Annotated in this window: 12 protein-coding genes; 5 read left to right on the top strand and 7 right to left on the bottom strand. The window is 67.3% G+C overall.

What is annotated here, in order from left to right:
- Positions 1–221 precede the first annotated feature (221 nt).
- Positions 222–1,880, top strand: a complete 1,659-nt coding sequence (pruA, locus tag D7D52_RS20305; protein ID WP_120738654.1) for an L-glutamate gamma-semialdehyde dehydrogenase — start codon at positions 222–224, stop codon at positions 1,878–1,880.
- On the top strand, positions 1,880–2,839 hold the full coding sequence (locus D7D52_RS20300) for a proline dehydrogenase family protein (protein WP_120738652.1): 960 nt from the start codon (positions 1,880–1,882) through the stop codon (positions 2,837–2,839). The genes pruA and D7D52_RS20300 overlap by 1 nt, the downstream gene beginning before the upstream one ends.
- A 49-nt stretch (positions 2,840–2,888) precedes the next feature.
- Here D7D52_RS20300 and hsaA read toward each other — a convergent pair whose 3' ends face one another.
- Entirely contained in the window at positions 2,889–4,079 is a 1,191-nt protein-coding gene (gene hsaA / locus D7D52_RS20295; RefSeq protein ID WP_120744299.1) for a 3-hydroxy-9,10-secoandrosta-1,3,5(10)-triene-9,17-dione monooxygenase oxygenase subunit, read from the bottom strand.
- A gap of 387 nt (positions 4,080–4,466) precedes the next feature.
- Between hsaA and D7D52_RS20290 the strand changes: the two genes are divergently transcribed.
- On the top strand, positions 4,467–5,894 hold the full coding sequence (locus D7D52_RS20290; protein WP_120738650.1) for an amino acid permease: 1,428 nt from the start codon (positions 4,467–4,469) through the stop codon (positions 5,892–5,894).
- A 96-nt stretch (positions 5,895–5,990) separates the two neighbouring features.
- Here the strand turns inward: D7D52_RS20290 and D7D52_RS20285 are convergent, their stop codons facing one another.
- The 6 genes from D7D52_RS20285 to D7D52_RS20260 all read right to left on the bottom strand — a co-directional run bounded on the left by D7D52_RS20285 (position 5,991) and on the right by D7D52_RS20260 (position 10,326).
- On the bottom strand, positions 5,991–6,461 hold the full coding sequence (locus tag D7D52_RS20285) for a hypothetical protein (RefSeq protein WP_162958423.1): 471 nt from the start codon (positions 6,459–6,461) through the stop codon (positions 5,991–5,993).
- Between the two features lie 13 nt (positions 6,462–6,474).
- Positions 6,475–6,942, bottom strand: coding sequence for a hypothetical protein (locus D7D52_RS20280; RefSeq protein WP_162958422.1), 468 nt, complete (start codon positions 6,940–6,942; stop codon positions 6,475–6,477).
- Between the two features lie 110 nt (positions 6,943–7,052).
- Positions 7,053–7,715, bottom strand: a complete 663-nt coding sequence (locus tag D7D52_RS20275) for an HAD-IA family hydrolase (protein ID WP_120738644.1) — start codon at positions 7,713–7,715, stop codon at positions 7,053–7,055.
- A 281-nt stretch (positions 7,716–7,996) separates the two neighbouring features.
- On the bottom strand, positions 7,997–8,974 hold the full coding sequence (locus tag D7D52_RS20270; RefSeq protein ID WP_120738642.1) for a DMT family transporter: 978 nt from the start codon (positions 8,972–8,974) through the stop codon (positions 7,997–7,999).
- A gap of 267 nt (positions 8,975–9,241) precedes the next feature.
- Positions 9,242–9,454 (bottom strand): DUF397 domain-containing protein, encoded by a 213-nt coding sequence (locus tag D7D52_RS20265; RefSeq protein WP_120738640.1) that lies wholly within the window; start codon positions 9,452–9,454, stop codon positions 9,242–9,244.
- Positions 9,451–10,326: a helix-turn-helix domain-containing protein gene (locus D7D52_RS20260; RefSeq protein ID WP_120738638.1), complete on the bottom strand. Its 876-nt coding sequence runs from the start codon at positions 10,324–10,326 to the stop codon at positions 9,451–9,453. Before D7D52_RS20260 ends, D7D52_RS20265 begins: the two co-directional genes overlap by 4 nt.
- A 127-nt stretch (positions 10,327–10,453) precedes the next feature.
- Between D7D52_RS20260 and D7D52_RS20255 the strand changes: the two genes are divergently transcribed.
- Together D7D52_RS20255 and D7D52_RS20250 are read left to right on the top strand one after the other, a co-directional pair.
- Entirely contained in the window at positions 10,454–10,639 is a 186-nt protein-coding gene (locus tag D7D52_RS20255; RefSeq protein WP_120738636.1) for a hypothetical protein, read from the top strand.
- A 1-nt stretch (position 10,640) separates the two neighbouring features.
- Positions 10,641–10,883, top strand: a complete 243-nt coding sequence (locus D7D52_RS20250; RefSeq protein ID WP_120738634.1) for a hypothetical protein — start codon at positions 10,641–10,643, stop codon at positions 10,881–10,883.
- Positions 10,884–11,036: the final 153 nt, after the last annotated feature.

Here is an 11,036-nt window from a genome sequence, read left to right as displayed (position 1 = left end):
GATCAGTCACCGCTGGGCCGGGTTTGCTGTTGGCCATGACGGCACCCTCCACGATCGTTTGCCGGGTCGCTGCGCGATAACCGCGCGCAGCCGCCCTTCAGCCGAACGTACAACAGTTTCGGGAGTGGTTTGGCCGATCGGCTCAATATTCGTGGGCCGGTTGGGGGTTGACTCGGCGTATCCGCTTTGTGGCTTGGGCCACGTGTCGCCAGGAGGATGTCATGGACGCTGTCACGGTCACTCCGCCGCCGGTGAACGAACCGGTGGGCACCTTCGCGCCCGGGAGCGCGGAACGCGCGCGGTTGCAGGACAAGCTGGCCGAACTCGCCGCGAACCCCGTGGAGATCCCTCATGTGATCGCGGGCCGCGAGCGCCGCGGCACAGGGGAGGTCGTGAATGTGGTGCAGCCGCATCGGCATTCGCAGGTGCTGGGATCCATCACCCCTGCCGAGGCCCAGGACACGGCGGCGGCGATCGAGGCTGCCGCGGCCGCCGCACCCGGCTGGCGAGCCTTGTCGTTCGACGAGCGCGCGGCGGTGTTTCTGCGGGCGGCGGATCTGCTGTCGGGGCCGTGGCGGGAGACGGTGGCGGCGGCGACCATGCTGGGTCAGTCCAAGACCGCGTATCAGGCCGAGATCGACGCGCCGTGCGAACTGGTGGATTTCTGGCGGTTCAACGTGCATTTCGCGCGCGGGATCCTCGCCGAGCAGCCGATCTCGGTGCCGGGGGTGTGGAATCGGGTGGAGTACCGGCCGCTGGAAGGGTTCGTGTACGCGATCACGCCGTTCAATTTCACCGCGATCGCGGGCAATCTGCCGACCGCGCCCGCGCTGATGGGCAATACCGTGGTGTGGAAACCCTCACCCACGCAGGCTTTTTCGGCGTACTGGACGATGCGGCTGCTGGAGGCGGCGGGGCTGCCACCCGGCGTAATCAATCTGGTGCACGGGCACGGGCCGGAGGTGTCGGCGGTGGCGCTGGCGGATCGGCGGCTGGCCGGGATTCATTTCACCGGGTCGACCGGGACCTTCCAGCATTTGTGGCGGTCGGTGGCCGACAATATCGCCGGCTACGACACCTATCCGCGGCTGGTCGGTGAGACCGGCGGCAAGGATTTCGTGGTCGCGCACTCCTCGGCGGATCCGAAGGTGTTGAGCACGGCGCTGATTCGCGGGGCCTTCGACTATCAGGGTCAGAAGTGTTCGGCGGCGTCGCGGGCGTTCGTGCCGCGGTCGGTGTGGTCGCGGATGTCGGGGGAGTTCCTGGGCGCGGTCTCCGAGCTGACCTACGGTGACGTCACCGATTTCACCAATTTCGGTGGGGCGCTGATCGATCGGCGTGCCTTCGACCGCAATGTGGCCGCGCTCGAGCGCGCCAAGGCGACCGGGAGCCTGACCGTGCTCACCGGCGGTCGCGCCGACGACACCGAAGGCTTTTTCGTGGAGCCGACGGTGCTGCTGGGCGAGGATCCCGGCGACGAGGCGTTCCGCACCGAATACTTCGGCCCGATTCTGGCGGTGCACGTCTACGACGATTCCGCGCCCGGTGCGTTCGAGGAGGTGCTGAGCGTGGTCGATCGGGGCGCGGCCTACGGGCTCACCGGCGCGGTGATCGCCGACGACCGGGCCGCGGTGGCGACCGCGACCGCGCGGCTGCGGTTCGCGGCGGGCAATTTCTACATCAACGACAAACCCACCGGCGCGGTGGTCGGCCAGCAGCCCTTCGGCGGTTCGCGGGCCTCGGGCACCAACGACAAGGCCGGGTCGGCGCAGAATCTGCTGCGCTGGACCTCGCCGCGCACGATCAAGGAGACCTTCGTGCCGCCGACCGATCACCGCTATCCGCATCAGGGTGGCGCGCCGGAAGCGGGGGTGCGCTGATGTTCACCACCGTCTTGCGTCCGGCGCTGCTGGCGGCCTCGCGCTCGCCGCGCGTGCAACGGACCGTCACCGCCAGCGCGGCGACGCGGAAGCTGGTGCGGCGCTTCGTGGCCGGGGAATCCGAGGCGCAGGCGGTCGCGGCGGTCGCGGCGCTGCGGGAGTCGGGGCGGTTCGCGAGCATCGACTATCTGGGCGAGGACACCACCGATATCGAGCAGGCGCGCGCGACGGTCTCGCAGTACCTGAGTCTGTTGGCGGCGCTCGGCGAATTGCCGGGGTCGGCGGATGCGGTGCGGCCGCTGGAGGTTTCGCTCAAGCTGTCGGCGCTGGGGCAGTCGCTGCCGCGCGACGGGCACGCCATCGCCCTCGAGCATGCGCACAAGATCTGCACCGCCGCCGCGGCCGTGGGAGTGTGGGTGACGATCGACGCGGAGGATCACACCACCACCGATTCCACGCTGGCGGTGGTGCGGGCGCTGCGGGAGGATTTCCCGTGGGTGGGCACGGTGTTGCAGGCGTATCTGCTGCGCACCGAGGGCGACTGCCGCGACTTCTCCGGTGCGGGTTCGCGAATCCGGTTGTGCAAGGGCGCGTATCGCGAACCGGCGGAGGTGGCGTATCAGGATCGCGACGAGGTGGACGCGTCGTATCTGCGCTGCCTGGAGATTCTCATGCGCGGTGACGGCTACCCGATGATCGCCACCCACGATCCGGTCATGCTCGAGGCGGCGACCGGGTTCCTGCGCGCGGGCCGGCGCACAGCCGACCGGTTCGAGTTCCAGATGCTCTACGGCATCCGCGACGACGAACAACAGCGCCTGGTCGCCACCGGCGCGCACCTGCGCACCTATGTGCCCTACGGCGATCAGTGGTACGGCTATTTCATGCGCCGCCTGGCCGAACGCCCAGCCAACCTCGCGTTCTTCCTGCGAGCATTGCGGCCGGGCGCACGGCGGTGACTCAGGCGCGCTGAATCGGAATCAGCTGGCCCACACCGAACAGGTTGGGCTACACCATGATCAGCATGGGGTCGCGGCCGAACTTGTACTGGCCGTACATGTCGTAGACCTTCTCGGCCTCGTTGGTGGCGTGCACGCGGGCGGCGTGCGCGTCGCGGAACAGCCGTTGCAGCGGTGTGCCTTTCGACAGGGCCGCCGCTCCGGCGGATTCCATGAACACGTCGATGGCGGCGACGCAGCGCTGGGTGGCGCGCACCTGATCGCGGCGGGCATCCAGGCGGGTGTCGATCGAGACCTCCTGGCCGGCCAGGATGGTCTGATACTCCTCGACGATGTGGCCGGCCAGCTGCCGCCAGGAGGCGTCGATATCGCTGGAGACGCGGCCCACGCGTTCGGTGACGTAGGGGTCGTTCTTGGCCTGTTCGCCGACGAACGCCGCCCGCCAGCGCTCGCGCTGGTATTCGACGTAGATGTCGCGTGCGCCCTCGGCCATGCCGAGCACCGGCGTCGACAGGCCGGTGGGCAGGATGGTGCCCCACGGCATCCGATACACCGGTTCGGTGTTGACCGCCACGCCGGGCATGGTGCCGTCGTTCATGGCGTAGAAGCTCAGGAACCGGTGCTCGGGGACGAAAACGTCCTGCACCACAACGGTATTGGAGCCGGTGCCGGCCAGGCCGAAGGTGTCCCACACCGGGTCGACGGTGAAGTCGGCCTTGGGGATGAGGAAGCTGCCGAACTGCGGCATGCCGTCGACCAGCACGGGCGCGCCATCGGCGAGGACCGGGCCGCCCAGCAGCGCCCAGTCGGCGTGATCGCAGCCGGAGGAGTAGCGCCACGCGCCGCTGACCCGGAAGCCGCCGTCGACCTGCAAGCCCGCGCCCATGGGGGCGTAGGAGGAGCAGATCAGGGCTTCGCGGTCGGCGCCCCAGACTTCCTGCTGCGCTTGCTGATCGAACAGCGCCAGATGCCAGGGGTGGATGCCGAACACGCTGGTGATCCAGCCGGTGGAACCGCACGCACGCGAGATCCGGCGGATGGCGTCGTAGACGAGCACCGGCTCGGCGGCGTACCCGCCCCATTGGGTGGGTTGCATCAGCTGCAGGACGCCGGTGGCGCGCAGGTCGGTGATGGTTTGGTCGGGAATGCGCTTGAGATCCTCGGTCTCCTGCGCGCGTTCGCGCAGCACCGGTAGCAGTTTCTCGACTCGGTCGAGCACTTCGTGCTCGTACACGCCCAGTGTCACGTGGACTGAACCCCCACCTCGAAAATAAAAAGGAACCTGTTTCGGTTAGAAGATAGATCACCGGGGCGGGGTTCGCTCGCCGAAAGCCTGCGGGCGCAACGGCTTCCATACGCGGCGAGTATCGCGACCTGCACGGAAAAGGCGCGCCAACGGCTCGAAACGAACGGCTGCGGCCTGCCGGGAGGTCGCGACCGGCGGGCTCGCGGGGCGACACGCGGCGGGTGCCCGATTCGACGGCTTCGGCCGGTTGGACAACGATTGCGAACTTTATTTAACCAATCGCCCGATCACAGCCCGCCGCATGGTCCGATTAGCTGAGCTAGCTCGAGTGTGACCTGCGCCACGCGATGAGGCGGGCGCAGCGGAACGAAAGGAACCGGCATGTCCCTTGCGGAAATGCGCGGCCAGATCATGCGCCGCAAACCGATCTCGGAGGTGGAGGACGACACCCCCGCCGACGAGCAGCTGTCCAAGCATCTGGGGCTGTGGCAGCTCACGGCCATCGGGGTGGGCGGCATCATCGGCGCGGGCATCTTCGCGCTGGCCGGGTCGGTGGCCCATTCCACCACGGGGCCTTCGGTTCTCATCTCGTTTCTGATCGCGGGCGTCGCCAGTGCGTGCGCGGCGCTGTGCTACGCGGAGTTCGCGGGCATGGTGCCCAAGGCCGGCTCGGCCTACACCTACGGGTATGTCTCGCTGGGGGAGCTGGCCGGGTGGTTCATCGGGTGGGATCTGCTGCTCGAGTACGTGGCAGTGGCGGCGGTGGTCGCCATCGGGGTGTCGGGATACTTCAACTTCCTGCTGGATCAGATCGGAATCACGTTGCCGCACTGGATGCTCGGGGCCGCGGGCACCGGCGCCGGGCACAAGGTGGACGTGTTCGCGATCCTGTTCTGCCTGGGCAGCGCGTTCGTGCTGTCGCGCGGGATCAAGAGCGTGGGGCGGTTCGAGACGATCGCGGTGGGGATCAAGGTGGCGATCGTGCTGCTGATCATCGTGCTGGGCGTGTTCAAGATCGACAGCGCGAACTATCACCCCTACTTCCCGTTCGGCACCGGCGCGGTGTGGACGGGGGCGGCGACGGTGTTCTTCGCGGTGTTCGGCTACGACGCCATGAGCACCGCGGCCGAGGAGTCCACCGAGGCGAAAAAGCATCTGCCCAAGGCGATCATCTACTCGCTGGCCATCGCCATGGTGTTGTACGTGGCAGCGTGCCTGGTGCTGACCGGGATGCAGAAATACACCGAGATCTCGCCGACCTCCGGGTTCTCCACCGCGTTCAAGTCCGTCGGGATGGGGTCGGTCGCCAATATCATCGCCATCGGCGCGATCGTCGGCATCATCACCGTGGTGCTGACGTTCATGCTGGGCGTGACGCGCGTGTGGTTCGCCATGAGCCGCGACGGGCTGCTGCCGTCGTGGTTCGCCAAGACGCATCCGGTTCGCAAAGTGCCCACGCGGGTGACCTGGATCGTGGGCATCGGCTCGGCGATCCTGGCCGGGTTCCTGAAGATCAATATCGTTGCCGAGCTGACCAATATCGGCATTCTGATGGCGTTCATCGTGGTCAGCATCTCGGTGATCGTGCTGCGCTACACCCGCCCCGACGAGCCGCGCGAATTCCGGCTGCCGTTGATGCCGGTGGTGCCGGTCGTGGGCATCGGGTTCTCCATCTATCTGATCTGGTCGCTGCCGTGGGAGACGTGGGTGCGGTTCGCGGCGTGGCTGGTTATCGGCCTGATCATCTACTTCGGGTACTCGCGCTTCCATTCGCGCCTGGGCCGGCCGGTCGGCGCCGAGAGCGTCTGAGCGGAACGCCTGCGCCGCAAGGTCTCCGGGCGGCGTATTGACGCCGACGTCGCCCGGTCCGGTGCGCCCGTGGATTGTCCACGGGCGCATTCGGTTTCAGTGCTCGCGCTGCTTGCCGAGCAACAGCACGAGGGTGGCGAGCGGGAAGATCGTCAGCCAGCCGTTGAACGCCATACTCGGGGGCGGCTGGTTGGAGAAGTCGTCGATGGGGATGGCGGCCAGCGTGAGCGCCAGGGCTTGGCCCGCCAGCACGAGTGCCGAGGTGCCGATGAGCAGGTAGCGACCCAGGCGCAGCCGGCACATCAGCAAGACCGCGCCGCCGCCCAACAGCACCGTGAGCAGACCGAAACACAGTGCGGCGGTGACGAATACGTCGACTGCGGTCGTACCCAGATAGCCCATGTCGTCGAATTTCGGTTCGGTGGTGTCGAACAGCGCGAGCAGCGTCTCCATACCCCACCCGAGCATGCCGAGGAATGCCAGCAGGATCGCGATCCCGCGCCGCCATTCCCGCGTCGCCTGCCACCTGCGGACCAGTTTCCGCGCCGGCGCGGTGTCGGTTGTCATCTCGCTCACCCCGTCAGTACTCGCGTGGCGCCGGCCCGAGCAGCAGCCCGATGGTCAGCAGCGGGACGATCATCAATGGCCAGGAGGCCGGCAAGTCCGGTTGGAGTCCCTCGTGGAAGGCGCCTCCGGGGACCCACACGAAGGTCGAGAACACGGTGTGGATCGCCAGCACGGTGATCGAGGCGCCGATGACCAGCAGCCGGCCCACGCGCAGGCGGCACAGCAGCATCACGACGGCGGTGAACAACAGCAGGGTCGCCAGGGCGAAGACCGATGCCAGCAATTCCAAAGTGCGCTCGAAAGACAGCGAACCCCAGTGGTAGCGAGCGCCTTCCGGTGGATCGAGCACATTCGCCAGCGCTACCAATGTTTCCCAGCCCCACGCCAGCACACCGGCCGACGCCAGCAATACGGCCATCCCGCGCCGCCATTCCCGGCTGGCGGGCCACAAACCACGCGGCGGTGACGTCGTGTCGGTCATCGTCCCTCCCCGGCGTGCCGTCGACTACGGCACTGGCGACGACGTTAGCCGCCGCGTGTGGGCATCGGCGGGGAGAAATGTGGAGATCGTGTGGTGAAAGGTGTTGGGGGTCAGGACAGCACGTGGATGGCGATGCGGTCGGGGGCTGCGGGTTCCACTCGGATGTATGTCAGGTCGGGGACGTGGGCGGTGGGGGTGTAGGTGGCGGCGCGGGGGCCGACGCCGACGACGCGCATGCCCGCGGCCTTGGCGGCGGCGATGCCCGCTTCGGAGTCTTCGAATACCAGGCAGTCGGCGGGGTCGAGGCCGAGTTCGGCGGCGCCGGCAAGGAAGCCCTCCGGGTGCGGCTTGCTGGCGGTGACGGATTCGGCGGTGATGCGGATCAGCGGCAGGGGCAGACCGGCTGCGGCCATGCGCTTTTCGGTGAGGGCGATATTCGCGGAGGTGACCAGGGCATGCGGGAGATCGGCGACGGCGGCCAGGAATTCCGGGGCGCCCGGGACGGGGACGATGCCGTCGACAATGGTGGCCTCGCGTTCGAGCAGGCGGGCATTGTCGGCGTGATTGAGTTCGGCCGGGCGGTCGGGCAGCAGCAGGGCCATGGTGGCCCAGCCCTGGCGACCGTGCGCGACGGCGAGCACCTCCTCGACGGTCAGTCCGTGTTCCTCGGCCCAGCCGCGCCACAGCAACTCCACCACCGCTTCGGAGTTCACCAGGGTGCTGTCCATGTCGAGCAGTAGTCCACGAGCTTCGAGCGTGGCGTCGACCGTCATAGACTGGTTATAACCACAATTCGGAGCGGGCGCAACAAGCTCGCTAAACCCGACCCGTCGTGCCCTTGGCGGGACATCGAGCAGGCCGGCGACGACACAGCGCGAAGGTTCCGCGCGCCGGCCGATCAGATCGCCGTTCCCGCACCCGGTCAGGCCGGACAGCGAGGACACGCCTGGGCGTGGATGTGCCCGTCAGAAACATCTGTGCACGATGGGTAGGACCGGTCTGGCCGTACTCGGCCTTGATGATCCGCATCTGCTGAAAAGTGCTCAGATCCTGGTCAGCGAGATCCGCGCCGGTCTGCGTCCTCTTCGCGAGGGTTAGCGGCAGCACGCTTGGCCGGGCGGGTAAGCAGGGCCAGAGCGGCGGCGAGGATGAGGAAGCCGGTCCACGACAGGGCGGGGAGGCGTTCGCCGACGACGGTGACACCCAGCAGGGCGGCGACCGCGGGTTCGGCGAGGGTGAGGGTGGTTGCCGTGTCGACGGAGGTGTGGCGCAGACCGTAGCCGAAGAGGCGGTAGGCCAGGAAGGTGGTGAACAGGGCCAGGTGCAGGGCTACGGCGGCACCGCGCGGGGAGAGCAGCCAGGCGGGGTGGGCGGTGAGGACGACGGGGAGAACGAGGACGGCGGCGAGGCCGAACATGGTGCCCATCACCGTGTTCGACGCATGGCCGCGGGTGATGAGGGTGCTGCCGATGAGGGAGTACACGGCATAGGTGAGGCCGCCACACAGGGCGAGCAGGACCCCGAGCACATCGATCCGGGTGGTCGCCGTGGCCAGCTGAGGGCCGAGAACCAAGAGGGCGCAGCCGATTACGGCCAGCGCGGTCGCCGCGCACCAGCGTGGGGCCGGTCGACCGCGACCGGTCACCCACGACAGCAGGCCCGCGAACACCGGGGCGCTGCCGAGAGCCAGGACCGTTGCGACGGCGACGCCGGTCCGGGCGACCGCGGGATAGAAGGTGACCGGATAGCCGGCCACCGCGCACGCGCCGAGAATCAGCAACCAGCGTTCGGATCCGTTGGGGCGCAAGCGATCGACGGTCCGGCGGTGGACGCGGCCGGTCAGGTAGAGCAGCGAGCCGCCCAGCGCGAGCCCGGCCGAGCCGATGGCCGCGGCCGAGGTTCCGGCGGGGGCCAGGGAGGCGGCGGTGCCGGTGCTGCCCCAAAGGACCGAGGCGGCCAGGATGGGCGCGCTGCCGCGCCAGGAGGTGGATTGAGCGCGCGCGGACGCGCGGGAGGTGGTGTGGTTGGACACTGTCGTGAACTCCGTCGTCGAATTCCGAAGGGAAGGAATCGAAACGGGCGCACGACGAAAACCGGGCCGACGCCGAAGGTCAGCCGGGAGGTGAAAGCAGAATCAGCCGCAGCGCCCGATCAGAAGACCGGCGGCGGCGTGACAGTGCGCCAAAAGGTACCCACACGACGAGCGTACAAGAAGCACGGCACCGAGCTGGCACCGCGTCCCTAACCCGTCCGCTGCCCCTTCAGCGACCGGCCGCGCTGGCTAGGCCGGGTCCGCTGGCTAGGCCGGGTCGAACGTCCCAGCCTGCACGGCGCGGGCGAAGCGGTCCCATGCGGCAGATCCGAAAACCAGCACCGGGCTCGACCCACCCAGTTTCGAATCGCGGACGGCCACTTCCCCGCTGGACAGATGCGCGGCCTCCAAGCATTCGCCGCCCGAACTGCTGCTGTATGTGCTTTTGAACCACTGCGCGCGGGACAGGTCGGCATTCACGCTCTGAACTCCTTGGCTATCGACAGCATCAGCTGGCGAGTTGTGTCCGGGTCCAACGCTACTCGCGCGATCTCGGCGAAGGCGTTGCGGTAGCGGCGCACCTCACCCTCTCGTTCCAGATAGAGATCTCCGGCGTAGCCCTCGACGAACACGACCGGCGGTTCGACCATGCCGGTCGCGGGAAGTTTCGGAAACTCCAGCAGCGCAAAGGATCCCACCATGGAACCCAGGTGACCGGGCGCATCGTAGGTCACGGCACGAATCGAGATCCGGTCGAGCACCGACAGGTCCACGAGTCGTTGCAACTGCTCCGCCATGACCGCGGGGCCGCCGATCTGATCCCGGAGGACCAGCTCCGACACGATCACGTCCATGACGAATCCAGCGTCGTCGAGCCGTTTCTGGCGACGGATGTGCATTTCGATCCGCTTTTCGACCTGCGCGGGCGGCATCTCGGGATATTCGTACCAGGCTATTGCCCGCCGGTATTCCGGCGTTTGCAGCAGACCGGGAATCATCGAAACGCGCCACGTGGTGAGCTTGCGGGCCGCGCCTTCCAATGCCAGATAGTGATGCAGTCCCGGGTTCATCTCGTCCGCGTAGGCCCGCCACCAATTCTTTTGTGCCGAGTTCATCTCCTGTGCGAGGTTGAGCAGGAGTTGCCGCTCCTCGTCGCTGCACCGGTATGCGTCGGCGAGCGCGTTGATCCAGAGATGTGAAACCTTTGCTTTGAGCCCGTCTTCGAGCCGACCCATGGTCTGGATCGAGGTGGCGGCGATGCGGGCGGCGGCGGATCTGGACAGGTTGGCGCGCTGCCGGTACTCGGCCAGGAGCCGCCCGAGTGCCCGGCCGGCGAGGGTGGAGCCAGACATTTTCGTAGCCTCTCTAATGAAGACCCTGAAATTTGGAACCCCCCGCCATGGAAGTCCGGTACTTAACCGGCCATCGACTTGTCCAGGCGGTCCCAAATCCGTTGGCATCGGAGTAAATCTGAGGTTCGTGTCCAACCCACTCGTCTTCGACCATAGCGAATTGCCGGTGATGACAATCGAATACGCGCATCTGATCATGCAAAGGCACCGGAATTGTCTGGTTTCGGTGTGCGCTGTGAAGAATCAGGCCAAACGGCGGCTCATCGAGTGCGGCGCGCTCGTGCCCGCCGACGCCCCTCATATTGGGAGTTGATGTGGTGAAGCAACCATTCGGGCACGATGTGCCCGATCATCCGGTATTGAATTTGACGGTGGCGCGGCGGGGACTGGCCGCGCACGACGAATGCGGCGACGAATGTGAGGCCAAGCGGTATTTCGCGCGGCAGGTGCCGTACCTGGAGGGTGCCGGACACCGGGAACGGGGGCAGACCAGCTGGAATATCTGGGCCAGCGGGGAGGACGGTGACGAGGGCGGTTCGTGGCTGGGAATCGGCTGAAAGGTGTTGGTCGGTTGACTGATTCGACGTTGGTTGTCGGGGGTGGGGCGTAGCGTCTTTTCGCGGGGCTCGCGGGGGCGGGTCCGTGAACCGCACAGCGGAAGGAGCGGCGCGTGAAGGCTGTCCGCACTCATGATTCGACCGCCGGGATCG

This window comes from Nocardia yunnanensis, from assembly GCF_003626895.1.
Lineage (GTDB): Bacteria > Actinomycetota > Actinomycetes > Mycobacteriales > Mycobacteriaceae > Nocardia > Nocardia yunnanensis.
The sequence above is the reverse complement of the archived record's forward strand: the minus strand, read 5'-3'. Positions and strand labels throughout refer to the sequence as shown.

Bases quoted from the DNA above. Each gene is read 5' to 3' on its own strand.
- pruA (WP_120738654.1), top strand. From the start codon at position 222: ATGGACGCTGTCACGGTCACTCCGCCGCCGGTGAACGAACCGGTGGGC.
- D7D52_RS20300 (WP_120738652.1), top strand. From the start codon at position 1,880: ATGTTCACCACCGTCTTGCGTCCGGCGCTGCTGGCGGCCTCGCGCTCG.
- D7D52_RS20290 (WP_120738650.1), top strand. From the start codon at position 4,467: ATGTCCCTTGCGGAAATGCGCGGCCAGATCATGCGCCGCAAACCGATC.
- D7D52_RS20285 (WP_162958423.1), bottom strand. From the start codon at position 6,461: ATGACAACCGACACCGCGCCGGCGCGGAAACTGGTCCGCAGGTGGCAG.
- D7D52_RS20280 (WP_162958422.1), bottom strand. From the start codon at position 6,942: ATGACCGACACGACGTCACCGCCGCGTGGTTTGTGGCCCGCCAGCCGG.
- D7D52_RS20275 (WP_120738644.1), bottom strand. From the start codon at position 7,715: ATGACGGTCGACGCCACGCTCGAAGCTCGTGGACTACTGCTCGACATG.
- D7D52_RS20260 (WP_120738638.1), bottom strand. From the start codon at position 10,326: ATGTCTGGCTCCACCCTCGCCGGCCGGGCACTCGGGCGGCTCCTGGCC.